Annotated in this window: 20 protein-coding genes and 1 pseudogene; 5 read left to right on the forward strand and 16 right to left on the reverse strand. The window is 65.9% G+C overall.

The window, feature by feature from the left end:
* Window positions 1-63 precede the first annotated feature (63 nt).
* The 3 genes and pseudogenes from SLG_RS22480 to folE all read right to left on the reverse strand — a co-directional run.
* A pseudogene (locus SLG_RS22480) lies at window positions 64-183 on the reverse strand (PEPxxWA-CTERM sorting domain-containing protein); the annotation flags it as partial.
* Window positions 184-961: 778 nt separating this feature from the next.
* Window positions 962-1732, reverse strand: coding sequence for an SDR family oxidoreductase (locus SLG_RS10575; protein ID WP_014076455.1), 771 nt, complete (start codon window positions 1730-1732; stop codon window positions 962-964).
* Window positions 1729-2337 (reverse strand): GTP cyclohydrolase I FolE, encoded by a 609-nt coding sequence (gene folE / locus SLG_RS10580; protein WP_014076456.1) that lies wholly within the window; start codon window positions 2335-2337, stop codon window positions 1729-1731. The genes SLG_RS10575 and folE overlap by 4 nt, the downstream gene beginning before the upstream one ends.
* 397 nt (window positions 2338-2734) lie before the next feature.
* Here folE and SLG_RS10585 point away from each other — a divergent pair, with 397 nt between their 5' ends.
* The 3 genes from SLG_RS10585 (at window position 2735) to SLG_RS10595 (ending at window position 7402) form a co-directional block, all read left to right on the forward strand.
* Window positions 2735-3943, forward strand: a complete 1209-nt coding sequence (locus tag SLG_RS10585; protein WP_014076457.1) for an acetyl-CoA C-acetyltransferase — start codon at window positions 2735-2737, stop codon at window positions 3941-3943.
* Window positions 3944-3958: 15 nt separating this feature from the next.
* Window positions 3959-6154, forward strand: coding sequence for a 3-hydroxyacyl-CoA dehydrogenase NAD-binding domain-containing protein (locus tag SLG_RS10590; RefSeq protein WP_014076458.1), 2196 nt, complete (start codon window positions 3959-3961; stop codon window positions 6152-6154).
* Window positions 6155-6256: 102 nt separating this feature from the next.
* The gene (locus tag SLG_RS10595; protein ID WP_014076459.1) at window positions 6257-7402 is read left to right on the forward strand and encodes a glycosyltransferase family 4 protein; all 1146 of its coding nucleotides are present in this window, start codon (window positions 6257-6259) and stop codon (window positions 7400-7402) included.
* Window positions 7403-7718: 316 nt separating this feature from the next.
* On the opposite strand, the gene SLG_RS10600 is transcribed toward SLG_RS10595, so the two are convergent.
* From SLG_RS10600 to SLG_RS10610, 3 genes are all read right to left on the reverse strand, one after another.
* A complete protein-coding gene (locus SLG_RS10600; RefSeq protein ID WP_014076460.1) occupies window positions 7719-8909 on the reverse strand; it encodes a mechanosensitive ion channel family protein in 1191 nt (396 codons plus the stop codon).
* A 183-nt stretch (window positions 8910-9092) separates the two neighbouring features.
* Window positions 9093-9404 (reverse strand): DUF2218 domain-containing protein, encoded by a 312-nt coding sequence (locus SLG_RS10605; protein ID WP_014076461.1) that lies wholly within the window; start codon window positions 9402-9404, stop codon window positions 9093-9095.
* A gap of 115 nt (window positions 9405-9519) precedes the next feature.
* Entirely contained in the window at window positions 9520-10230 is a 711-nt protein-coding gene (locus SLG_RS10610) for a PadR family transcriptional regulator (protein ID WP_014076462.1), read from the reverse strand.
* A 166-nt stretch (window positions 10231-10396) separates the two neighbouring features.
* Here SLG_RS10610 and SLG_RS10615 point away from each other — a divergent pair, with 166 nt between their 5' ends.
* Together SLG_RS10615 and SLG_RS10620 are read left to right on the forward strand one after the other, a co-directional pair.
* Window positions 10397-11719 carry a replication-associated recombination protein A gene (locus SLG_RS10615; protein WP_014076463.1) on the forward strand — a complete coding sequence of 441 codons (1323 nt, stop codon included), beginning with the start codon at window positions 10397-10399 and terminating at the stop codon, window positions 11717-11719.
* A gap of 293 nt (window positions 11720-12012) precedes the next feature.
* On the forward strand, window positions 12013-13014 hold the full coding sequence (locus tag SLG_RS10620) for a M48 family metalloprotease (protein WP_014076464.1): 1002 nt from the start codon (window positions 12013-12015) through the stop codon (window positions 13012-13014).
* 134 nt (window positions 13015-13148) lie between these two features.
* Here the strand turns inward: SLG_RS10620 and SLG_RS10625 are convergent, their stop codons facing one another.
* The 10 genes from SLG_RS10625 to SLG_RS10670 all read right to left on the reverse strand — a co-directional run bounded on the left by SLG_RS10625 (window position 13149) and on the right by SLG_RS10670 (window position 23958).
* Window positions 13149-13454 carry a hypothetical protein gene (locus SLG_RS10625; RefSeq protein ID WP_014076465.1) on the reverse strand — a complete coding sequence of 102 codons (306 nt, stop codon included), beginning with the start codon at window positions 13452-13454 and terminating at the stop codon, window positions 13149-13151.
* Window positions 13455-13626: 172 nt separating this feature from the next.
* Entirely contained in the window at window positions 13627-14856 is a 1230-nt protein-coding gene (locus SLG_RS10630) for a hypothetical protein (protein ID WP_014076466.1), read from the reverse strand.
* Complete coding sequence (locus SLG_RS10635) at window positions 14853-17078, reverse strand: GumC family protein (protein ID WP_014076467.1); 2226 nt, start codon at window positions 17076-17078, stop codon at window positions 14853-14855. Before SLG_RS10635 ends, SLG_RS10630 begins: the two co-directional genes overlap by 4 nt.
* Before the next feature lie 21 nt (window positions 17079-17099).
* A complete protein-coding gene (locus tag SLG_RS10640; protein WP_231848659.1) occupies window positions 17100-17858 on the reverse strand; it encodes a polysaccharide biosynthesis/export family protein in 759 nt (252 codons plus the stop codon).
* Between the two features lie 21 nt (window positions 17859-17879).
* On the reverse strand, window positions 17880-19298 hold the full coding sequence (locus SLG_RS10645) for an O-antigen ligase family protein (RefSeq protein WP_014076469.1): 1419 nt from the start codon (window positions 19296-19298) through the stop codon (window positions 17880-17882).
* A gap of 103 nt (window positions 19299-19401) precedes the next feature.
* Entirely contained in the window at window positions 19402-20670 is a 1269-nt protein-coding gene (locus tag SLG_RS10650) for a sugar transferase (RefSeq protein ID WP_014076470.1), read from the reverse strand.
* A 124-nt stretch (window positions 20671-20794) separates the two neighbouring features.
* Window positions 20795-21325: a transcription termination/antitermination protein NusG gene (nusG, locus tag SLG_RS10655; RefSeq protein WP_014076471.1), complete on the reverse strand. Its 531-nt coding sequence runs from the start codon at window positions 21323-21325 to the stop codon at window positions 20795-20797.
* Window positions 21326-21478: 153 nt separating this feature from the next.
* Entirely contained in the window at window positions 21479-21700 is a 222-nt protein-coding gene (locus tag SLG_RS10660; protein WP_014076472.1) for a hypothetical protein, read from the reverse strand.
* A complete protein-coding gene (locus tag SLG_RS20385; protein ID WP_014076473.1) occupies window positions 21697-23007 on the reverse strand; it encodes an EAL domain-containing protein in 1311 nt (436 codons plus the stop codon). The genes SLG_RS10660 and SLG_RS20385 overlap by 4 nt, the downstream gene beginning before the upstream one ends.
* A 66-nt stretch (window positions 23008-23073) precedes the next feature.
* Window positions 23074-23958, reverse strand: coding sequence for a tyrosine-type recombinase/integrase (locus tag SLG_RS10670; RefSeq protein WP_083853368.1), 885 nt, complete (start codon window positions 23956-23958; stop codon window positions 23074-23076).
* Between the last annotated feature and the right edge of the window lie 280 nt (window positions 23959-24238).

The following is a 24238-nucleotide window of genomic DNA, read 5'->3' on the forward strand; positions in this document are numbered from 1 at the left end:
GGCCGCCATCGCGGTCGGGGCTTTTCGTCCGGTCCGGCTTCACGCCGGAGCCGCTTGCCGACGTCAGGAGAAGGAGACGGCCCTGCGCTGCGCGGCGCTGCGACGCATCAGCGCGCCACCGATCGCGAAGCCGCCGATCATCATCGCCCAGCTCGCGGGTTCGGGAATCGCGCCCGGGTCGGACGGAGTCGGGGCCGGCGCCTGCGCCTGCTTCACCTGGACATAGCCGCCGAACCAGTCGCTCCAGCAGTCATTGCACGTATAATCACCCACGAACTGCAGCGACACGGCGCCCGCATTGGCATAGCCGGTTGCCGTCAGCGCGGGCGAGTAACCGACCGAGAAATCGCTGAGGATGGATACGCCGTTCAGCAGAATGTCCGTGAAGCGGAACTTGGGCGATCCCTGCATGACGATGTCGATCTTGCTGTAGTCGGGGATGTCGAAGGTCAGCAGCTGGTCGAAATGGTCGCGGCTGGTCACCTGCACGCCCCAGTAATCGATCCCCTCCCAAGCGCTCGACGGATTGGTGATCGGGTCCGTGATGAAGGAGGTGGTTGCGGCGGCGGGTGCCGCTCCCATCGCGAGTGCCATGGCACCGGCGAGGGCATTGATGGTCTTCATGGTCTGTCTCTGTTCTTCCCTGCAAGGCGCACCCCACGCCTGATCGGCCTGCGCCTGCCGACTGGCCGCGCATTCCGTCAGGGGCCGGAGCTGCCTTGCTGTCCCGCGCTCCATGCTCGCGGAGCGCTGTATGAAACTGTGAACCTCGCAAGGCGCATCTTGCGCGCGCCTCGGTCGGAGCGCGGATCGCCGCGCCATGAGGGGGCCTGTCTCTCCCCGAGTCCCCCCATTCCACATCGAGCGGGCCGCAGGTGACAGCAAGAACATTACTGGCTGGTGAATGAGTGCCCTTCAGGGCCTGTCCTCGTCCCGATCCTGCACGCCCGGCCCGGCGGGCTTATCCCAGATGCATGAAGTCGCGCGGATAGCTGCGCATGTGTGCGCCGGCATCGACATGGATGGTCTGCCCCGTCACCGCGCGCGCGCCGGCGAGGTAAAGCACAGCCTGCGCCACGTCCTCGGGCTCGGGCAGGCCGTGGAGCGGCATCGCCTCCCCCAGGAAGGCCAGCTGCTCGGCGCCATAATCCTCGGTCGCCAGCGTCAGCCCCGGCGCCACGGCATTGACGCGCACCCGCGGCGCCAGTTCGCGCGCGGCGATGCGGGTGAAGCCGGCTAGCGCATATTTGCTCACCGTATAAGCGAGCTGGTCGCCATGCGGTTGCGCCAGGCGCTGGTCGAGCAGGTTGACGATGCAGGCGTCTGCTTCCGCGGGACGCTCGGCCCGCGCGAAGGTGCGCGTGAGCAGGATCGGCGCGCTCGCATTCACCGCGAAATGGTCCGCCAGTTCATCGCCGGTCACGCTGTCGAGCCGGTCCTGCCCGAACAGCGACGCGCTGTTCACAAGGAGGTCCGGCGCCCGGCCGAAATGGGCCGCGACGGCCGGCACCAGCGTCTCGGCGCTGCCCGGTTCCAGGAAATCGGCGACGAATCCCGCCCAGGGCACGCCTGTCTCCGCGAGGCAATCGGCCAGGAAGGGATGCGGCTCGGCGTCATGACGGCCATGGATGGCGAGCGCATAGCCCGCCCGGGCAAGCCCCATCGCGATCCGCGCGCCCAGCCGACGATGGCCGCCGGTGACGAGCGCGAGCGGCATGGCGGCGGCGCTCACTGCACGCCCATGAGGCGCAGCACTTCCTCCCGGCTCTTTTCGTCGCGCTTGAACACGCCCATCATGCGGCTGGTGCGCATCACCGTGCCGTGGGTGCGCACTCCGCGCCCGGTCATGCAGCCATGCGTCGCCTCGATGACGACCGCGACGCCATGCGGCTTGAGATGCTCCCAGATGCAATCTGCCACTTGCGCGGTCAGCCGCTCCTGCACCTGCAGCCGGCGGGCGAAGGCCTCCAGCACGCGCGCGAGCTTGGAGATGCCGACCACATAATCGCGCGGCAGATAGGCGATGTGCGCCTTGCCGATGATCGGCGCCATGTGATGCTCGCAATGCGACTGGAACGGGATGTCCTTGAGCATGACGATCTCGTCATAGCCGCCCACCTCGTGGAAGATGCGCGAGAGATGATAGGCCGGGTCCTCGGCATAGCCCTCGCAATATTCCTTCCAGGCGCGCGCCACGCGCTTGGGCGTCTCGAGCAGACCCTCGCGATCGGGGTCGTCGCCGGCCCAGCGGATCAGCGTGCGGATCGCGTCCTTCACGTCGGCAGGCACGTCGGGCTTGCCGGGGCGGATATCGGTTTCGACTTGCTGGCTGGCCAAACGGAGCCCCCTCGCTGCACATGGGACATACGGAGCGCATGCCGGTTGATCTGATGCCGGGCACATAGGTTCCCGCGCGCCGCGATTCAACTCCCGCGATGCAGGGCAGCGCCTTCCGAGTCGCGGGCCGCGCTGCCCGGCAGGCAGGTCCCCATGCGCGCAGAACGGCCTTCGCGCCCCGAAAATTCGCTCGCCTCCTAACTCACATACCGACCTTCCGTTTACGTTAGGGTAAGGCTGGGAAATTGCCGATTCCGGCCCGTTTCCGCTGGCCCGGCACTGCCGATTTTTCGCCGTTCCTCGCGCGCTTCCCTTGCGAAAGGCAGGCGGGATGCCGCATATTGCCGCCAGACCTTCGCGCCCGCCGCGCCAACAGCCGATCCACAGGAGAGCGACCATGGAAGCCTTCATCTACGACGCGGTGCGCACGCCCCGGGGGCGTGGCAAGCCGGACGGGTCGCTTCACGAGATCACGCCTGTCCAGCTTGCCGTGCAGGCGCTCCAGGCGATCCGCGATCGCAACGGCATCGATACCGCCGATCTTGACGACGTCATTCTGGGCTGCGTCGCGCCGGTCGGCGAGCAAGGCACGGACATCGCGCGCATGGCGGTGCTCACGGCCGGCTTCGCGGACACGGTGCCGGGCGTACAGATCAACCGCTTCTGCGCGTCCGGGCTGGAGGCGACGAACATGGCCATCGCCAAGGTGGCGAGCGGCGAGGCGGAGCTGGCGATCGGCGGCGGCGTCGAATCCATGAGCCGCGTGCCGATGGGCGCGGATGGCGGCGCCTGGGCGTCCGATCCCGCCGTGGCCTATGCCACTTACTTCGCGCCGCAGGGCATCGGCGCGGATGTCATCGCCACCAAGTTCGGCATCTCGCGGGATGATTGCGATGCCTATGCGGTCGAGAGCCAGCGGCGCGCCAAGGCGGCGTGGGACGAGGGCCGGTTCGCCCGGTCGATCATCCCGGTGCGCGACGTCATCGGCCAGGTCGTTCTGGATCGCGACGAGCATATGCGGCCGGAGACGACGATGCAGAGCCTCGCCGCGCTCAAGCCCAGCTTCGTGGCAATGGGCGAGGAGATGCCCGGCTTCGATACCATTGCCCTGCTCCGCTATCCCGAACTGGAGCGCGTCAATCATGTCCACCATGCCGGCAACAGCTCGGGCATCGTGGATGGCGCGGCGGCCGTGCTGGTCGGCAGCCGGGCCATGGGCGAGAAATATGGCCTCCCCCCCCGCGCGCGGATGAAGGCGATGGGCTCCATCGGCTCGGAACCGATGATCATGCTCACAGGGCCGGAAAGTATCGCAGACAAGCTCTTGAAAAAGGCCGGGATGACGACCGGGGACATCGATCTCTGGGAGCTCAACGAGGCCTTCGCCAGCGTGGTGCTGCGCTACATGCAGGCGCTGGATCTCGATCCGTCGCAAATCAACGTGAACGGCGGCGCGATCGCCATGGGCCATCCCTTGGGCGCGACCGGCGCCATGGTGCTCGGCACCGCGCTCGATGAGCTGGAACGCTCGGGCAAGGGCACGGCGCTGGTCAATCTGTGCGTCGGCGCCGGCATGGGCACCGGCATCATCATCGAGCGGATCTGAGAGGAGCGAAACATCATGGCCACTACCCTCTCCCTGGAGGTCGACGGCGACGGCATCGCGCTGGTCACGATCGACGTGCCCGGCCAGTCGATGAATGTCATCACGCCGGATTTCTTCGACGATCTTGCCGGCGCGATCACGCGCATCGCCGAGGACGAGGCCGTCAAGGGCGCCGTCATCAGCTCCGGAAAGGCCAGCGGCTTCATGGCCGGCATGGACCTCAAATATCTCGGCAAGATGCTTCAGGATGCCCAATCGGACGGCGGCGCAGGTGATGACGCGAACATGGGCCAGCTCTTCGAGAGCGTGTTCCGCCTCAATGCGCTGCTGCGTCGGCTGGAGACCTGCGGCAAGCCGGTCGCCGCCGCTATCGAGGGCACCTGCATGGGCGGCGGCCTGGAACTGGCGCTGGCTTGCCATCGCCGGGTTCTGACCAGCGATCCACGCGTGACGATCGGCCTCCCGGAAATCCTGGTCGGCCTCTTCCCCGGCGGCGGCGGCTCGCAGCGCCTGCCGCGTCTCGTCGGCATCCAGGGCGCCCTCATGTACATGCTGCAGGGCAAGAGCTGGCGCCCGGCCGAGGCGCTCGGCATGAAAGTGGTCGACGAGCTGGCCGAGCCCGGCAAGGCCATCGAGGCGGCCCGGGCATGGGTGAAGGCCAATCCTGGCGCGCATACCCAGCCCTGGGACGTGAAGGGCTTCAAGGTCCCGGGCGGATCGGGCCAGTTCAATCCCGGCTTCATCCAGACGATGATGGCCGCGACCGTGATGACCACCAAGACCACGCAGCGGAACATGAACGCGCCGCACGCGCTGCTCTCGGCGGTCTATGAGGGCATCCAGCTTCCCATGGACAAGGCGATCCGGGTGGAAAGCAAATATTTCGCCAAGGTGGTGGCCGATCCGCAGGCCGGCAACATGGTGCGCACGCTGTTCGTCTCCAAGCAGGCGGCCGAGCGCGGCGCTCGTCGCCCGGCCGGTGTCGAGAAGGCGCCGACGAAGAAGCTCGCCATGCTCGGCGCGGGCATGATGGGCGCGGGCATCGCGAATGTCGCCGCGCAGGCGGGGATCGAGGTCGTGCTGCTGGACCGCGATCAGGCGGCCGCGGACAAGGGCAAGGCCCATGCGCAGGCGCAGATGCAGAAGCGTCTCGGCCGGGGCATGACGCCCGAGAAGATGGAAGCGGCGCTCGCCCGCATCACGCCGGTCACGGATGCCGCGGCGCTCAAGGGCTGCGATTTCGTCATCGAGGCGGTGTTCGAGGATCCGGCGATCAAGGCGGAGATCACGCAGCGCGTGGAAGCCGTGCTGGGCCCGGACATGATCTTCGGCTCCAATACTTCAACCCTGCCGATAACATCGCTGGCCAAGGCATGGACAAAACCGGAGAATTTCATCGGCGTCCACTTCTTCTCCCCGGTCGAGAAGATGCCGTTGGTGGAAATCATCATGGGCAAGCAGACCGGCGATGCGGCGCTCGCCAAGGCGCTCGATTTCGTCGCGCAGATCCGCAAGACGCCCATCGTGGTGAATGACTCGCGCGGCTTCTACACGTCCCGCTGCTTCGGCACTTATGTGCAGGAAGGCACGCAGATGCTGGCGGAAGGGATCAATCCCGCGCTGATCGAGAATGTCGGCCGGCAGCTCGGCATGCCGGTGGGGCCGCTCGCGGTCTCGGACGAAGTGTCCATCGAGCTGGGCCACAAGGTGACCGTGGCGACGAAGGCCGCGCTGGGCGATGCCTATGTGCCGAGCCTTGCCGACGATGTGGCCGCGCACATGGTCGCGCTGGGGCGGCTCGGCCGCAAGAACGGCAAGGGCTATTATGACTATCCGGCCGATGGCGGCCGCAAGTCGCTCTGGCCGGGCCTTGCCGCTGAATATCCCCTCGCCCTCATGCAGCCCTCTCCACAGGCGGTGCGCGAGCGCCTGCTCTATCGCCAGCTCGTCGAGTGCGCGCGCTGCTTTGCCGAGGGCGTGCTGGTGACGCCGCAGGATGGCGACATCGGCGCCATTTTCGGCTGGGGCTTCGCGCCTTATACCGGCGGGCCATTCAGCGCGATCGACACGATTAGCCCGGCGAAGGTCGTCGAGGTGCTGGACCGGCTGACAGCGGCCCATGGCGAGCGCTTCGCCCCGCCGGCCCAGTTGCGCGAGATGGCGACGAGCGGCGCCACTTATTATGGCAAGGCGGGCGCTAGGGCGGCTTGATCCGCCCCGCCACGCCTGCCGCATCACCCGGACGAAGGACCGTGGCGACGATGGCGTCCATAGGCCCTATGCCGCGGCGGGTCCGCTCGCTATAGGCCGGCCATGCTTGCGAGCGACCTGCGAATTGCCCTGTTCAGCGGCAACTATAATTATGTCCGGGACGGCGCCAATCAGGCGCTCAACCGCCTGATGGGAACGGCGATGGCGGCGGGTGCCGCCGTGCGCGTCTATTCCCCCACCATCGAGACGCCGGCTTTCCAGCCCACGGGCGATCTCGTGTCGGTGCCGAGCTGGTCCATGCCCGGCGGCCGCGGGGAATATCGCCTGGCGCGCGGATTGCCCCATGCGGTCAGGGCCGATCTGGAGGCGTATCGCCCCAACATCGTCCATGTCTCCGCGCCGGACATTCTGGGCCACCGCGCCGTCTCCTGGGCGCGCGCGCAGGGCATTGCCACCATCGCGTCGCTGCACACCCGGTTCGAGACCTATCCGCGCTATTACCATCTCGGCTTCACCGAACCGCTGCTCGTCTGGGCCCAGAAGCGCTTCTACAACCGCGTCGATCAGGTGATGGTGCCCAGCCAGAGCATGGTGACGCTGCTGCGCGAATGGGGCGTGTCGAGCCCCATCGGCGTCTGGTCGCGCGGCATCAATCACGCGCGGTTCAATCCCGGCCGGCGGGACGAGGCGTGGCGCCGCGCGCTCGGCATCGCGGAGCATGAAGTGGCGGTCGGCTTTCTCGGCCGGCTGGTGCTCGAGAAGGGGCTGGGCGTGTTTGCCGATGTCGTCGCGGCGCTCAAGGCGCGTGGCGTGCCGCACAAGGTGCTGGTCATCGGCGATGGCCCCGCGCGCGACTGGTTCGCGCGCCGCGTGCCCGAGGCGGCCTTCACCGGCTTCCAGGCCGGGGACGATCTGGGCCGCGCCGTGGCTGGCATGGACATTTTCTTCATGCCGTCCGTCACCGAAACGTTCGGCAATGTGACGACCGAGGCGATGGCCGCCGGCGTGCCCGTGGTCGCTGCCCGCGCGACCGGATCGGTCGATCTGGTGGTGGATGGCGTCACCGGCTTCCTCGTTCCGCCGCAGGATGTCAGTGCCTATGCAGATGCCATCCAGCGCCTCATCGAGGACCCCGCCCTGCGGCGCGCGGCCGGCCTCGCCAGCCATGAGCGCGTGCGCGGCTACGAATGGGAAGAAGTCAACGCCGACATGCTCAAGGCCTATGAGGCACTCGCGCACAAGGCCTGAAGTGTCGCTTCTTCAGCCCTAGGGCTGATCGACATTGTCCTAGCGGCGTGGACAAATTCCGAGGCCCTGGCGGCGTCCCATATCTCGTCATGAACGACGTCATCCCGGACTCGATCCGGGATCCCGCTGCTTGAAGGTCGCCGGGGCCCAGCTGGCTTGAGAAACCGGAAGAAGCGGGATCCCGGATCAAGTCCGGGAGGACAAAGGAAAAATAGCTGGAAAGCGCGCTTCTGGCTCCCTCGAAGTCCGCCAATTTGATCATGACTTGGATGAAGAATTGACTTCAACCATATGCGATTATTGCCATTAGTTATCATTAAACAGCAGCCCCCTCGCCCGTCGATGTGGCCGGGATCGACCCTGCCCCGCCGGTCCCGCCACCCGTGTCGGAACTGCCGAGGTCCGGGCCGCCGCGATCAGGGCCGCCTCGGGCCGGGCTTCCCTCGCCCGCGCCGCCGACCATGGCCACGCGCCCGCGATACTGCACCAGCGCGTCGGGCATCGTGTCCCGGATGAAGGCAAGCAGCCCTTCGCGCACGTCGCAGCGCAGGTCGAAGGCCTTGGAGGCGTCCGCCGCCGTCATCAGCGCCCGCACTTCCATCGCCTCGGGCTTGGTATCGGTCACCTGCATGTTCCAGAAGCGCCCGTCCCACAGTGGATGCGCGTTGATGATCTCGCCCACTTTCTCCCGCAGCCGGGAAATGTCGGTCGCCGGATCGAGATACCAGAAGACGCTGCCGAGCAACTGGCTGGTCTGCCGGGTCCAGTTCTGGAAACTGTCCTCGAGGAACTTGGAGACCGGCACGACGAGCCGGCGCTCGTCCCACACCTTCACCACCACATAGGTCAGGCGGATTTCCTCGATGCGCCCCCATTCGCCCTCGATGATGACGACGTCGTCGATCCGGATCGGCTCGGTAAAGGCCATCTGAATGCCGGCGATGAGGTTCTTGAGCGCGGGCTGCGCGGCGGCGCCGACAGCCAGACCGGCAAGACCCGCCGAGGCGATCAGCGTCACCCCGATGCTCCGCACGCTGGGAATGCTCATCAGCATCATGCAGAAGGTGACGAGCAGCACGATGAATATCGCGATCCGGTACAGGATGCCCGAGCGGGTGCGCCGCCGTCGTGCGCGCAGATTATCCGCAACGTCGATATCGGCGCGGGCCTGGATGATGTCGAACACCACGCCCAGCACGGCGATCGCCAGCCAGCCGATCAGCGCCGGGACAAGCAGGCCGGAGAGACGGGTCCAGAGCCGCAGTCCCCCTTCGTCGAGCGCGAGGGCCGGCTGCACCAGCGACAGCGCGATCGCAACGAACAGCCAGCGGCTCGGCTGGCGGAGGCGCAGGAGCAGATTGTCGTCGATGCTCGACACGCTGCGCGCGGACGCCCTGCGCACGATCTGCACCGCAAGCCAGTGAAGGGCCAGCGCCACGATGATCGCCGCGCCTGCCACGATCAGGCTCGCCAGCCAGCCGGGCAGCCCGGCCATCGCTCGGTCCATAATGTCTCTCCGCTGATGATGCTGTCCCGTGGCAACGGCGCAGCAAGGCGGAGAGTTCCCGGGCCGGGGTCGATCGGGGAGCCGCGCGGGTCACACAGGCAGGAGAGGTCGCCCTTCCCCGCGCCAGTTCAACCCCGGTTCAACAGTGTCTGTTGGGTGGGAAAGCCCGTTCGGACCGTCCTCTCAGGCCCAGTCGAACGTGAGCGGGGCCTCGCGGAACGCGAAACGGTCGAGATGCCGCGCAACGACGCCTTTCATCGCGTCGAGATGCTCGGGGCTGCTCGCATCGATCGTCACGTCAAGCGTCTCGTCTCGTGCATCCATGGTGACGAGGGCGTCACTGGCCCAGGTGGCGCCGCGCGCATCGCGGGGGAAAGTGATGGTGCCATGCTCGGGGGTGAATTCCACCGCGAGATTATGGGCCCAGTGCTTGCAGAGCTGCTGGAGATAGCGGCTGCCGTTGCGGGTCGGCACGCGGGCAATGGCCTTGGTCATGCTTCTGTCATCCTGATGGTCCGAGGCGTGGACGCCGCTTCAAAGGGGAGAAGCGGCGTCCACGCCTCACATTGGGTTTGCACGCGGCCGGCGCAAGGCCAGCCGCGCGGGGGCTTCACAGCCGTTCGATCTTGCGCGCGGCTTCGTCGAGAATGGCGGCGATGTCATGCGGCAGCTCGTCGCTGCCCGCGCCGCGTCCCATGCGGGCATGCAGCACGGCCTTGAGATTGCCTATGGCACGCCGCACCGGCCCGTGGTCGGCGCGCTCGCGCATCTCGCGCAGGCCTTCGAGCCGTGCCATCAGCGCGTCCACTTCCTCGGCATGTTCGGCCAGATGAGCCTCGCCGGCCGGCGTGATCGCATAGAGCTTGCGCGCCCCCTCGCTCTCGCCCTCGCCGATCAGTTCCATGTCCGCGAGCAATGTGAGCGTCGGGTAGACGACGCCGGGGCTCGGGGCATAAGCGCCGCCCGTCAGTTCCTCGATCGCGCGGATGAGGTCGTACCCATGGCGCGGCCCCTCCCCGATCAGCTTGAGCAGCACGAGGCGCAGTTCCCCGCCATCGAACATGCGACCGCGTCCCCGGCCACCGGGGCCACGCCGCTCTGCGGGGTCCCATTCGGCACCGAACGGCCCCGGACCCAGGCCATGTCGGCCGCGCATGGCATTGCGAATGGTCGAATTGACGAAGCTGCCGATGGCCTCTCCGAAATCGTCCCCGAACCCGTTCCCGAAGCCGCGTCGGCCCCGCCCATGCCCGCGCGATCCCTGCCGCCCGTCGCATGCTCCCGGGCCTGCGGGCCCGCCTGATCTTCCATGCCTCATCATGTCGTCCTTGAGTCGTTGTGATAGCTATAAGATATATCTTAGATCGCTCTTGGCAACCCCCAATCTGCCTTTCGTGGACATCTCGGGGTCGCGCCGCACTGGCGCGGCGGAAATCTTGCCGGCCCATGCCTGTGCAACCGGCCTCCGTCCGCCCTATATAGGCGCCATGTCCGATCTCTTCGGCGGCGCTCCCGCCGCGACCAGCCCTCAGGCGCCGCCGCGTGACGCGCCCCTTGCCGATCGCCTCCGTCCCCGCTCGCTTGCCGAGGTGGTGGGCCAGGATCATCTCACCGGTCCGGAAGGCACGATCGGGCGCATGGTGGCAGCCGGGCGGCTGTCCTCGATGATCCTCTGGGGTCCGCCCGGCACCGGCAAGACGACGCTCGCCCGGCTGCTCGCCGATGCGGTCGCCATGCGCTTCGCCCCCATATCGGCCGTGTTCTCAGGCGTCGCGGATCTCAAGGCGGCGTTCGCGGCAGCGCGCGATGCGGCCCGCGCCGGCCAGCGCACCTTGCTCTTCGTGGACGAGATCCACCGCTTCAATCGCGCCCAGCAGGACGGGTTTCTCCCTTATGTGGAGGACGGGACAGTCACTCTGGTCGGCGCCACCACCGAGAATCCCAGCTTCGCGCTGAATGCCGCTTTGCTCTCGCGCGCGCAGGTCCTCATCCTGCGTCGTCTGGATGAAGCGGCACTGGCCGAACTGCTTGTCCGCGCCGAAGCGCTGGCGGGCGTCCCCTTGCCGCTCACGGATGATGCCCGCGCCGCGCTCATCGCCTCCGCGGACGGAGACGGACGCTTCCTGCTCAATCAGGTCGAGACGCTGCAAGGCATATCGATTGCCGAACCGCTCGATCCGGCGGGCCTCGCCGCCCTGCTCCATCGCCGCATGCCCGTCTACGACAAGGATCGCGAGGGGCACTACAACCTGATTTCCGCGCTTCACAAGGCACTGCGCGGCTCGGACCCGCAAGCGGCGCTCTATTATCTCGCCCGCATGCTGGTGGCAGGGGAGCAGCCGCTCTACGTCCTGCGCCGCCTCGTGCGTTTCGCCAGCGAGGATGTGGGCCTGGCCGACCCGCAGGCGCTCGTCCAGTGCCTCGCCGCCAAGGATGCCTACGAGTTTCTGGGGTCACCGGAGGGGGAACTCGCCATCGTGCAGGCCTGTCTTTATCTGGCCACGGCGCCCAAGTCGAACGCGGCCTACAAGGCTCAGAAAGCGGCGTGGCAAGCGGCCAAGGAGACCGGCTCGCTCATGCCGCCCGCCAACATCCTCAATGCGCCCACGAAGCTGATGAAGGAGATCGGCTACGGCAAGGGCTACAGCTACGATCATGATACGGACGAAGGCTTCTCGGGCGACAATTACTGGCCCGGGGAAATGACTCCGCAGACCTTTTACGCCCCGGTCGATCGCGGCTTCGAGCACAAGATCCGCGAGCGGCTGGCTTATTGGGAAGGCCTGCGGGAACAGCGCGCAGGCGTCTGACGCGGAGGAGCCCGGCCGCGACTCCCCCCAACTCAAGGCGGCGTGGACAAATTCGAGGGCCATGGCAGGCACCATATCCCGTCATGAACGACGTCATCCCGGACTCGATCCGGGATCCCGCTGCCTTGACTCTCGCCGGGTCCAGCCGGCCTGAGAAACCGGAACCCGAGCACCGGATACCCGCGAAACCCCCATTTGCCCGCCGCCAGCGCTGACTGGCGAGCACCCCTAAGCAAATATCAATCATTCCGCCCCACCACTGACGCATCGTGTGGCTCAGGTGGGAATAGAAAATGGCGGTCTCTCTTGGATGTTTGCGCGCATCCGTCTCTGCTTGTCTGCTGATTGGCCTCGCGGCCGCCCCGGCTTTCTCCGCCTCCCCCGCGCCGCAGGTGGATGTGGCCCGGGATCAGGATCTCCGGCTGGAAACCATCGGCTATCGGCTCGCCATCGCAAATGGCAGTCGCTGTGACAGCCAGCAGATGCTGACCGGCCTCCTGTTCCACGATATCGGCGCTTATGAGCTGAAGGATCGCCCCGCCATCAGCCGGGTCTATGGATTGGGCAAGGGCTTCGGAATCCGCGGCGTGGTGCCGGAGAGCCTCGCGGAACAGGCGGGCCTGCGTACCGGCGATGAAATCACCGCCGTGAACGGCGTCGATCTGGACGCCTTCTCCCCCGAGCTGATCCGCAGGACCGGCTCCTACGATCGAACCGAAGCCTTCATCGCCTATCTCGACGCGGCGTTGCGGCAGGGCCCCGCCCTGCTATCCGTCCGCCGTGGCGATGCCGTGACATCGTTGCGCCTCGCAGGCGCGCCGGGCTGCGGCGGGCGCTTCGCTGTCCAGGCGCGATCCGATCTCAATGCCTGGTCGGACGGCCGCTACGTCGCTGTCACCACCCGGATGATGGACTTCGCCGCCGACGATCAGGAACTGGCTTTCGTCGTCGCGCACGAGATGGCGCACAACATCCTGAAGCACGCGGAACAAAGCAACGGCGTCACGCGTCTGCTCGCGCAATTTGCCGTGGGCGCCGGCAAGATCAAGAAGTCCGAGCTGGCCGCTGACGAGCTGGGCGTGGAGCTCTTCGCCCGGGCGGGCTATGATCTCAGCGCCCCGGAGCGCATCCTGCGCCGTGCCGCCAAAAGCCTCTGGTGGAACATTGCCTTCACTCATCCGGGTACGACGCGCCGGGTGGAGCAGATCAACGCGACCATCGCGAGATTGCCTCAGGCCGATGCCCCTCCGGCCCGCCTGCTGACGGCGGCACAGGCCACCACGCCCTCGCCCTGATCCGGGCGGGAGCCGCACACGCCCCGCAAGATCCCCACGCCGCCGAGGCGCAGACGCGCCGATGCGCCGGCTGTACTGTAGAGACAGCCGGCGCCCCTGCACCCCTCATTGTCGTCCTCTGGCCGCGCTTGGCGTCAGGGGCTGGCCGGTTCGTCGTCGCTCAGCACGCCGACCCCGACCGCAAGGCCGACCAGGCCCGAAGCGGCCAGAAAGCCGTTGATATTCCGCACCCTCGGACGAGCCGGCGGCGGAACATTGGTGCCCGGTGCCGGAGGCGGATTACCGGCTTCGGGTGGCGGAACATTCTCCTGCCCATCCGGCTGCGCGGAGACCATTGCCAGGAGCGGCAGCTTCGCATTCGCCGCTTCTGCATGGACCGGGGCGGTCACTGAGAGGGCAAGCGCCCCCATCAGCAGCCCCGATGTCAGTTTCGTCAACATAGCCTGTTCACTCCATATGTTTGCGCGATAGCTAATGCGTCTTCCTTAATGGACAGGTAGCGGTCTCCTGGACCCCATCCTGTTCGGCTTTCAGTCCCTTGCGCCCCGAGGACCCGCGCGTTTTCGCGGCAGTCCCCACGTTCTGTGGTGGCCCTTGCTCCCGGGGCCAGCTTCATGGCCCCGTCCTTTCGAGAGACAGGGCCGAAATTTCGAAGCGGACAGGCTTCTGGCCATCCGGCGTCGAGACGACGAGCCGCCAGAATTGCAGTCCGCAATCCGGCGGAATTGTCAGGGGGAGTGGCTCAGCGCTTGCGCCATTCGCCGGCGGCACGGCCTGTTGCCAGACCGGCGGGGCATTGCCGGGGGCGCAACGCAGCACCCACTCGACACGGGGGCTCTGCTCCAGCAGCCCGACGTCCAGACTCTGGCGCATCGCATAGGCACCCGGCGGCAGCTGGGTGATGCGATCGACAAGCGTGACAAGACGCCCCGGCGCGACCTCCACGCCAAGCCTGCCGTCCTCGATCAGCCGGGCCTGCGCGATCTCGCTGCTGTGAAGCGAGAAAGTGAGCGGCGCAAAATCCGGGTCCGTGGTCGCCTGCGTCAGCGCGAAGCTCTCCAGGGCCCGGCGATCGAGGCGGCCACTTGCCACTGCGAGTGCCCTGGCCTGTTCATAATCCCCGGAACGGATCAGCGGGCGCAGCAGGGCCGGGAGAAGATCGCGCTGATCTCCCGCAAGGGGAATGCCGCTTTCCAGGACGAGCGCGACGACCGCCGACTTGTCCTGCGATTGCTGAATGGCGGTGGCCAGGAAATGCCGGAACCACGGCCGCGCGGAATAACGCAGGAGCAGCCGGCGAAACGCGGGCTGATGCAGCGGCAAGGCCAGCGCCGGAAACACCTCCCTTCCCATACCGGGATTGACGGTCAGCAGGATGTCGAGATGCCCGAGCGCCGCGACATCGTCGCCCCGCGAGGTCGCGAGCGCCATCAGCGCCAGCTGCGTTTCCTGGTCGCGGCGGGATATGCGCTCGGCGAGCCGCAGCTTGCCCTCGAAGCTCGGGTCGCCCGTCGCATTGGCAGCCAGCCCGAGCTGCCGCATCGCGGCGGCGTTCAGGGCCCCGTCCCGCAAGACGGCCCGCGCGTCCCGGACGATCTTCTCGGTCGCCGCAACGTCCAGTGCGCCGGGCTCGAAGAAATAGCGGTCTGACAATTCGAGGCCGATCCGGGGATCGGACTGGAGGAAGCTCGGCGCCAAGCCGGGCGATGTGGCCAGCCAGTAAGCGAGCGACGCGTCCCGCCATGCCTGTCCGGCGAGCAGGCAGGCGAGCACCGCCAGCAGAAGCAGGGCCGGCGTCCGCCAGCCCCTGCGCCGTTCCAGAGGCAGCCCGCGCGCCCTCACCCGTCCTCGCCTGAAGCCGGGGCGTTTTTCCGGCCATATCCGTATCGATAGCCATAAGCATAGCCATAGGCGCCGCTGTGGGCCGCGACCTTGGTGACCGTTGCGCCGAATATCTGGTTGCCGGTCTCACGCAGCCTGCGCAGCGCCGCCCGAATGGCGCGTCTCGGCGTCTTCTCCGCCTCCACGACGAACACCACGCCTTCGGCCGTCCGCCCGATCAGGAGCGCATCCGCAAGGCCCAGGACGGGCGGCGCATCGATGACGACATGGTCGAAATCCTTGAGGAAGACCTGCAGCAGCTCGGCCAGCCGCGTGCTGCTGAGCAGCTCCGGCGGGCTCGGCGGCAGCGGACCGCTCGTCAGCAGATAAAGGCCTTTTCTGCCCGTCTCCTGAATCATCGCGGCAATGTCGTCCTCGCCCGCCAGCAGGTTCGAGAGACCGACCTCGTTGGGCATGTTCAGGATCCTGTGCAGGGATGGCATGCGCAGGTCCGCGTCCACCAGCAGCACATTCTTGCCGGTGCGGCCGATGAGATCGGCCAGCGCGAAGGCTGTCGTCGACTTGCCTTCCCCCGACCGCGCGCTGCTGAGCGCCACCGTCCTTGGAAGGCCATGGGTCGTGGCGAAGGCAAGCGTGGAGCGGACACTGAAGTAGGACTCGAACAGCTGCGAGCGCGGATCGCTGAGTTCGGCGACGGGATCTTCCTTCACCAGCGGCACGCTTCCCAGCAGCGGCACCGAAAGAAGCTCGGAGACATCCTCTGGCCGGCGGATGCCCTCGTCGATCTGCTCCAGTCCGATCACGGCAGCGACCGACAGGCTGAGCCCGGCCAGCAGTGCCAGCGCCAGATTGAAAGTCATGTTGGGCGCCGATGGCCGGGTGGGAACGCTGGCCTCATCGACCACGGAGATGTTGTTCACGCCGACCGCGCCGGCGACCCCGACCTCCTTGTAGCGCTGGAGCAGCGCGTCGTAGAGCTGACGGTTGGTGTCGGCATCCCGCTGATAGATGTTGTACTGGATCGCGTCGTGCCGCTGCGCATCGAGCACGGCCTTGAGAGCGCCGACCTTCTGCTCGAGGTCCCGCTCGCGACGCACGGCTTCCTGATAATCCTGCTGCCGGCTTTTCGCGACGCGCCCGGTTTCCTGGGAGATCGCGGCATCGAGCGCGATGATCTGCTCCTGCACGGCCCTCGCCGCCGGATATTCCGGCTCGAACGTGACCATGAGCTGGCTATGCTGCGCCGCCAGTTCCGCGCGCCGGGCCCGCATCTGGGTGATGGCGGGATTTGTCAGCACCTCGACGCTGTTTGCGGCGCTTCCGCCCGCGATGCGGCTCTGCGCGACGATCCGGTCGGCCTGGGCGCGTTGCAGCGCTTCGTTCAGGGCTTCGAGATTGGCCGATGCAAGCGTGCGCGAGGTCGGGGTTCTGGTGCCCCCATCCGTGCCCTCGTCCAGCGGAATGATGTTCTTGCCGGAGGCGTAGGCGACCGCATCCCGCTCGGACTGCTCCAGCCTGGCCTTCAGCATCTCCAGACGGCCTTCGAGGAAATGGCGCGCATCCGCGGTCGAGGAGAACTGGCGGTCCATCGTGGAACCGATGAATTCCTCGACCCAGGTGTTCGCGAGCAGGGCGGACATCTCGGGGGATCGACTGGTGTATATGATGTCCACGAGCCGGGAGTTCCTGACCGGCTGCACGTCGACATGCTGGAGCAGGATCGACATCACCAGCCGCTCGCGCGCCGAGGAGCCGCCACTTTCCCGGCCGGTGCGATCGACTTTCTGGAGCTGCTCGGCGCTGACGCCATGCGCGCGGAAGAAATCGTCCGACTTGGCAAGGTTCAGCCGGCGGGCCACTCTCTTCGCGAGGGATTCCGCCTTCAGAAGCGAATATTGCGTCGCGTAGAATTCAAGATCGCGCCCGGCCTGCTCGGATTCCACGCCCTCGACATTGGTGACGTTCTTCTGCTCGCGGCTGATCTCGATGCCGGTCCGCGCGGTGTAGAGTGGCGCCATGAGCAGCGTGACGGCAAGGCCGGCCAGCAGGCAGGCGCCAAAGATCGCGGCGATCACCAGGCGCCACCGCACGGCGGTATGCCAGTAATTGAGGAGGACGGGAACGAAGGAGGAGCGATCCTCGTCCGCTTCTGGTCCGGGGCCGGCTGCCAGCGAAAGCACCGGTTGAGAAGGACCTCGGATTGGCTTCTGGAATGAAGTCATGGCGGTTCTGCTATCCTGCGCTTATCGGGTCAAACGATCGATGGCGATCACCGTGGGGGTGATCAAAGCCGGCGAGATCGCCAACAGGTCCTTGAAAAGTCTGCGAGCCCTGGATTCCCCCACCATGACGATGTCGCTCGCATAGACCTGGGGGTCCGGATAGGCGCCGTGCCGGATCGCATCGAGATTGTAGAGCGCCGCATAACGCTGGCCACGGACCGTCCGGAAAACGACCACATCGTCCAGCCGGGAGAACTCCCCGGTCCCTTCCGCCTTCGCGATCGCGCCCATGAGGGTGAGACGGCCGACCACCGGATAGAGCCCCGGCTTGTTGACTTCCCCTTCCACGGTGATGACCTGGCTCAGGGTTTCCTTGAGATTGACGGTCACCTGGGGTTCGCGGACATGAGCGCGCCTCAGCCGGGTGGCCAGTTCGCCTTCCACTTCCGCGGGAGTCAGTCCGCTGACGTCCACGATCCCCGCCAGCGGGAAGGATATCCGTCCGCTCGCATCCACCTGCACCGCTCTGTTGGAGAGTTCCTGGATGCCGAAGACATCGATGGTGAGGCTGTCGAACGCTCCCACATAATAAGGTACCTGGTTCGAGCTGACGTCCTCCCGGTCCGGCCTGGGCAGTTCGGTGCCGGGGAGTACGGCGAGTTGCGGATCGCCGCCCAGGTGCCGCGGCCCGCTGGAGCAGGCGGCAAGCGCCGCCGCGCAGAGTGCTGCAAGTCCGACCCGGCCGGCAGTGCCGCCATATCTGTCGATTGCCAATGTCATTCCGGGCATCTCCCACATGATTTAATGATCCCACCTTTGAATGCGTGCCTCCCCGCCCGGCCATGGCCGTGAAGCTCTTCCGGGGAGGGAATTCGTGCCAGAGAAGAGCCAGACAAATGCCACGCTCAACAGGCAGCTCATCGACGGCGTTCTCAACGGATAGTCCGTGATCGACGCGACGAAGAGAATGAGGATGATGACGAGCGCCAGCCCTTCCAAAGAAGATCGCCGGCCCATGGCTTTGCTGGACACGCTGTTCTTCAGGCGCAGGACCAGCGCTGTGGCGGCAATGGCCAGGAGCAGCATGGCCGGCACACCGCCCGTCAGGACCAGTTCGAGCCAGTCGTTGTGGGCGTGGTTCATGTAGGACGAGGTGAGCAGCCGATAGGGTTCGTGGACCTGATAGACGGCCTCGAAGCTCCCGAGCCCCGTTCCCCACGGCAGATAGAGCCCCAGCATGTCCATCATGACCGGCAGGATGCGCACGCGCATCTCGTCGGCGCTTTCCCAGCGCATCAGCCGGTCGAAGGCGAGCGCCCTGTCGAGCAGGATTGCGATGCCGACGAGCCCGGCAAGGCAGACCGGCATGAGCCACGACCTCAGAGCAGGGCCATTCGCCCACCCTTGCCGGGGCCGCGATACCGGCTCCCGGGAGCGGTCGCGCACGAGGAAGGGAACGGCCAGCAGCGCGATCAGCGCCGTGAACATGCCCGACCTCGAACCGGAAACGAGGATCAGCAGGAGGAGGAGCGTCGCACCGGCCGCGAGCGCCGCCATGACGACAGGCCGGGGCATGCGGGCTCCCCCGACCGGCGCGCGAGGTGCCTGCCCCGCCGTCCAGACGAACAGGGCGGGAATGAGGCTGGCCAGGAACACGGCCTGATGATTGCGATTGGCGAACAGCCCCACCGGCGCGCCGTTGTTGGTGATGTCATAGAAATAGAGCGCGCTGCGCGGGTCTCCCAGCATCTGCAGCATGCCGATCACGGCACTTGCCAGGCCCAGCATCAGGAGAAGCGGCAACAACGCGGCCCGCTGCTTGTCATCGATCTGGATGCCGAGCACGAGGACCCCGAGCGGCGCAACCAGCGCCCACAGCGCATTCCAGGTCGCCGCCGGTGCCATGGTCAGCGGCAGCCAGCGATTCCCAAGGCCCGCCTCCCTGCCGATCTCGACGAGCAGTTCCCGGCCGGTCAGCAATTGCCACAATTGCGGCGGCAGCGGGACCAACTGGAGCAATGGCAGGAGAAGCACCGCAAGCCCCATGCCGAGCGGGAACCGGTGCTCCCGCAGCACGGCCGGGCTCAGCCCCGCGATTGCATAAGCGAGCACCAGCACCGAGATCGGCCTCAGGAAGGACAGGCTGGCGATGTCGGCTCTGGCTCCGCCGCCGAACAGGAAGATGAGAGTCAGCCAGAGCGAAAGGATGATGAACGTCACTTGCTGTCTGCCGGGCGTCCCTGCCCGGCCGCCGTCCGCCCGAAGGGAGGAGCGAAGACCTTCGGGAAGGTCGCTCGCCCCCGCCGGGCGCTGAGGCACGATCCTATCTCGAGCCGAAACCACTGAAGATCGTCCCGATGGTCTTGATGGAAATCAGAAAGTCGAGCCAGAAGGAGAAATACTTGATGTAGTAGAAGTCATATTCCAGCTTCTCGCGCGCGGCCTCGACGTCGCCGACATTGCCCTGATGGACAGCCGCCCAGCCCGAGATTCCCGGCCGCACGGCATGCCGATAGTCATAATAAGGAAGATGCTGGCCGTAGCGCTCGGCAAGGGACACGGCTTCCGGCCGGGGCCCGATCCAGCTCATCTCGCCCTTGAGCACATTGATGATCTGCGGCAGCTCGTCGATGCGCCATTTGCGCAGCAGCTGGCCGGTCCGGGTCAGTCGCGGGTCTTCCTGCAGCGTGAAGGCCGGCCCATCCTGCCCGCAGCGCATCGTGCGCAACTTGAAGCAGATGAATTGCCGGCCGCGATAGCCGACACGAGGCTGGCAGAAGAGCATCGGCCCCGGGCTGTCCAGCTTGACGATCAATCCCGCGATGAGAATGACCGGGATGACGAGGGGAAGCGCGGCGACGGCGACGACGAAATCCAGCAGTCGCTTGACGCGCAGATATGTGAGCGAAGGCAGCAACGCGCCGAAATTATTGTCGGCGTGGCTGGTGAAGCGGACACGTCCGGTCAGGCACTCCTCGAAATGGCTGCGGTGATAGACGGGGATGCCCGCTAGGACGAGCTGGGCGATCAGCTGCGCGCTCTCGACGTCCCGCGCCTCATGCGGATCCACCACCATGGCCGTCACGGGGCGGGAAATGACCGGCTGTTCGACCGGCTGCCATTCGAAATTCGCTCTGTGACTGTCGAAAGGGTGAACCGCCGATCCGAGCAGCGCGATCGTGGGACGCACCAGCCGGTGCCGCAGCGCAAGCACGCCGCCATACCAGGTGAGGCTGATGGCGCAGGACATCCAGAAGAAATAGGTGTCCATCGGGATCCGCGCGGCCATCAGCGCAAGGAAGATCAGGCCGAACGTCGCAAGGAACACCGGCACCAGCAGATGCCGTGCCGCCACGAGGGGCAGCACACCGAGCTGTCGAACCGAGAGATGAGATGCGACAATAGCCGTCGAAGCGGCAATCACCGATACGTCCGCATAGCCGGATGCCGTCGGCCCGACCGCCCCCATCGGTGCCAGCTGCGCCCGCAGAAACGCCGGCAGCGCGACCCCCGCGAGGATCGCCACGCCCAGCACGAACCTGTTCGAGCAAAGCACCCGCCCGGCCATGCCCGTCCAGCGATCGTAGTCCAATGGCCTGGCCGTTGTCGGCATCGGAACTATTGGCTTGAATTGCATATATACCCCACTTCAATATAATTTCGAATGAAACTATAAACCCCGGAAGTCCCCCGACATTCTCTCCTGATTTGTATTTTTACTTTGCAGAACAGGACATGATTGAGCCCTCATTCACTTTGAGAACTCGTTTATGACCCATAATTTCTAGAAGTATCAGGACGCGACCTTTGTCATCCAGCGACTCGACTGAGGCGATCTTCTGGGCAAAGGGGCCATTGATGAGGCGGACCTGCTGGCCCGGCTCGAAGCTGTCGGCCATCTTCGTGACGACCCCGTCCTCGCATCTGGAGAGGATCTGCTGCATGGCGGCTTCAGGCACCGGCCAGGGGCGAGCGCTGTCGATGCCGGCCAGCCGCTTGACCCCACGCGTGCCGTAGATCGATCGCCACGGATGCCGGTCCCGATCGAAGCTGACGAAAACATAGCCCGGAAACAGGGGAGCCAGGACGGTCTCGACCCGTCGGCCATGCCGCTTCACTTTTCGGAAACGGGGGCAGAAGCTCTTGAACTGCTGGCGCTTCAGATTCTGGATCGCGACATGTTCCTGTCGCGGCAGCGTCTCGGCGACATACCATTGCAGGGCATTTTGCCCGCGCGATGCCGCCATTTCGCTTTCGCCAGAGTCGGGCCTTACATCAGGTTGCACGCCTCATGCTCCTTACGATTTGTGTTGCTCGCGACGGGGCCGGTCTGTGCACGCCGGCTAGATGCTGTCTTCGATGGAGAGGTGGGCGCGGGACACGCTCTCACCTCTCCGCGCTCACTCCAGCAGAGCCGCGCAGAGCAGTCCCAGGGCGACCCAAAGGGACAGGCTCGCAGGGATCCCGATCATCAGGCCCATCAACACGGCCGGATCCCGGGCAACGATCCTGGGCGCGGGCATGACCGCGCTCAGGTCCAGCGTCGTGGACAGATAGGGGGCCGCCCCCATGTCGCGCGGCAAGGCCGCCGCGCGTGCCCGGGCGAAGAACCGCGGCATCATGCGCGCCCTCCGGGCTGGTAGTTCGGCGACCACGGCCGGAACCGGCCGGTTCCCCGACCAAGCTGGTGCAGCGGCACCACGACGGGCTCATCCTCGTACCGCCAGCGGCGCCACAGGGATGGAAGCCCCACATGATAGCCTTGCTGCCAGCATGCGTTCAGCGGCGTCGCATAGCGGGACTGCAGGCGCTCGGCGATTTCGCTCTGCTCCTCCGTCTCCACGCCTTCGACGATGACGATGGGCGCCATATGCGCGGCGAGGCCGAGGATATGTTCCAGCATCGCTTCCCCGTGGGCGCTGAGGGTGACCCGCCGGAGGAAGAAGGCATCGATCTTGATGATGTCCGGGCTGAGCGCCATCGCATTGCGGATGGACGAATGGCCGACGCCGAAATCATCGAGCGCGACCCGGCAACCCAGGCGGCGCAGGCGGGCAACGAATGCGTGCGCTTCACCCGCAAGAGCCGCCGTCTCGGTGATCTCGACCACCAGCCGGCCGGCGACATCGGGCGCAGCGCGCAGCCGGTCGAACATCGAGGACCACCAGCCGTCGATCCGGGCGCTCTGCGCCGAGATATTGATGCCGAGCCTGGCGCCGGGGAAATTCTCCATCTCGTCAAGGGCAAGGCCCATGACATGCCGATCGAACGCCCGGACGAGGCCCAGCCGCTCGAGGGCGGGAAAGAAATCGCCCGGTGACCGGGCTTCGCCTGTCGCGGCGGTGAGCCGCGCCAGCGCTTCGTGATAAAGCACTTCGCCCTGCGACTGCATCGAGAGGACCGGCTGCCAGCTCAGGTCCACCCGGCCGTCCGCCATCGCGGCCAGCACCTCCACGGCGACAGCCATGTCGCGGCGGTAGGCTTCCGCCCAGGCCTCGTCGTCGCATGCGGGCTCTCCCGCTGGCAGAACGGGCGAGGAGGCCAGGCTGTTGGCCTCCGGAAACACCGGACATGAAACCGCGAGATGGAAGCAGCGCCCGCCAACCTCGACAGGACTGGAAGAGAGATCAGCGATGAGCGCTTCCAGGCGCCTCGCGGCTTCATGTACGGATTTTTGCCCGAACGAGATCGCAATCAGGTCAGGGCGATGCGCACGTGGGAAGCGCATGCCCTGCCCCGACTGGCCGACGATCATGTCGATCATGGCCGCAGCGGCCCTGATCCCTGCACACCCAAACGCCGACTCAATGTGGGAGAAATTGTCGATGCGTATGGTTACCTCAACCGCGCCATTCTCGTGGGACAGAGTGGCGAGCTGCCTTGTGCTGGAATCTGCGCCGACCAGGTCGGCATTGAGCACTGCGGTCATTGGTCACCTCCGTTGCCGGACGAACCCCTCGTTCGGGCTGAGACGGAATAGACAATTGTGTAACAACTAGCAAGCCGGTATCGTGGTTAACTGTGTCATTAGTCTTTTAACCCACCGCAAAGCCGAGATTTTTCTGAAGGGAAATCCGGGCGTCCCGTTTTCGGCGTCTTGCTGCAGTGCGGCATCGGGCGCGTTCCATTCCATCGATTCGTCCTCCGTTTCTTCCTCGGGCGGCATGTCTGAACCCTGCTCCTCGTGCAGCCAGATTCGGGACGCGATCTCCCGCTCTTCCGGTCCCATCGCCGCCGCATAGATCGCGGTCGTCTTCATGTCGGCATGGCCGAGCCAGCGCTGCACCAGATGAAGCGGGACGCTCGACTGGACCGCGCGCACGCCGAAACCGTGGCGCAGCCCCTTCGGCGTGGCCCAGAGCCCGATGATATTCGCCGCTTCCATCACTTCCTTGATCCGGCGGTACGCAGTCATTCGCGACCATGGCCACAAGCGATCATCCGGAGAAAACTCAGTTTTTTCAATCCATTGAGATAGTGCCTCCAACAAATTGGCCGGGAGCGGGATCGCGCGATAGATGCCCGTGCGACGCTTCTTGAGGCTCTCCACGATCGCGAGCTTGGCTTCGAAGTCCAGGCTCTTGGGCGTGATGCTGAGCGCCTCCGAAATCCGGCAGCCGGTCGCGGCGATGAACCAGCAGAACAAATGAACGGGTAACGGCCTTCGCTGCGCAGAGGCCAGGAAGCGATGCGTCTCCGCCCGCGTGAGGTACTTGCGATGTCCGTCCCGCCCGAATGCGGAGAGGGGCGGGTGCGTGGACCGCCTCTGCTTCTGGGCCCGCGGGGAACGGTCGTTCACCGACCTTTGCGCGGAAAAGCGCCGCCGGGGGGCTGTTACACAATTGTCTATTTTGTCACTATTTTTTACATTATTTTTCATAGCGTTACCCGTTTTTTGAGTTGGAGCCTTCAAGGCACCCCTGCTGTTCTTGCGGCGCTCTTGTCTTCAAGTCGCGCCGATATTGCCTAGGGACTTATTGCCTAGGCATTTCTTATATGACTCCCCTCGCCCCCCGAACGCCTCAAGTCAATTGTTGGTTAACCCGGCACGCCAGGAAGAGCGTTTCGTTCGATCATTCGAGCCTGAAAGCAACCCCGCTGACGCTACGGCTTCCTGAAAGTTCATCGAAAATTAATCGACATGATCGCGATTACGATCC

The sequence above is a fragment of the Sphingobium sp. SYK-6 genome (assembly GCF_000283515.1).
GTDB classification, from domain to species: Bacteria; Pseudomonadota; Alphaproteobacteria; order Sphingomonadales; family Sphingomonadaceae; genus Sphingobium; species Sphingobium lignivorans.

Bases quoted from the DNA above. Each gene is read 5' to 3' on its own strand.
- SLG_RS10605 (WP_014076461.1), bottom strand. From the start codon at position 9,404: ATGACCAAGGCCATTGCCCGCGTGCCGACCCGCAACGGCAGCCGCTAT.
- SLG_RS10615 (WP_014076463.1), top strand. From the start codon at position 10,397: ATGTCCGATCTCTTCGGCGGCGCTCCCGCCGCGACCAGCCCTCAGGCG.
- SLG_RS10595 (WP_014076459.1), top strand. From the start codon at position 6,257: ATGCTTGCGAGCGACCTGCGAATTGCCCTGTTCAGCGGCAACTATAAT.
- SLG_RS10590 (WP_014076458.1), top strand. From the start codon at position 3,959: ATGGCCACTACCCTCTCCCTGGAGGTCGACGGCGACGGCATCGCGCTG.
- SLG_RS10600 (WP_014076460.1), bottom strand. From the start codon at position 8,909: ATGGACCGAGCGATGGCCGGGCTGCCCGGCTGGCTGGCGAGCCTGATC.
- SLG_RS10620 (WP_014076464.1), top strand. From the start codon at position 12,013: ATGGCGGTCTCTCTTGGATGTTTGCGCGCATCCGTCTCTGCTTGTCTG.
- SLG_RS10610 (WP_014076462.1), bottom strand. From the start codon at position 10,230: ATGATGAGGCATGGAAGATCAGGCGGGCCCGCAGGCCCGGGAGCATGC.
- SLG_RS10635 (WP_014076467.1), bottom strand. From the start codon at position 17,078: ATGACTTCATTCCAGAAGCCAATCCGAGGTCCTTCTCAACCGGTGCTT.
- SLG_RS10640 (WP_231848659.1), bottom strand. From the start codon at position 17,858: ATGACATTGGCAATCGACAGATATGGCGGCACTGCCGGCCGGGTCGGA.
- nusG (WP_014076471.1), bottom strand. From the start codon at position 21,325: ATGGCGGCATCGCGCGGGCAAAATGCCCTGCAATGGTATGTCGCCGAG.
- SLG_RS10585 (WP_014076457.1), top strand. From the start codon at position 2,735: ATGGAAGCCTTCATCTACGACGCGGTGCGCACGCCCCGGGGGCGTGGC.
- SLG_RS10670 (WP_083853368.1), bottom strand. From the start codon at position 23,958: ATGAAAAATAATGTAAAAAATAGTGACAAAATAGACAATTGTGTAACA.
- SLG_RS10625 (WP_014076465.1), bottom strand. From the start codon at position 13,454: ATGTTGACGAAACTGACATCGGGGCTGCTGATGGGGGCGCTTGCCCTC.
- SLG_RS20385 (WP_014076473.1), bottom strand. From the start codon at position 23,007: ATGACCGCAGTGCTCAATGCCGACCTGGTCGGCGCAGATTCCAGCACA.
- SLG_RS10660 (WP_014076472.1), bottom strand. From the start codon at position 21,700: ATGATGCCGCGGTTCTTCGCCCGGGCACGCGCGGCGGCCTTGCCGCGC.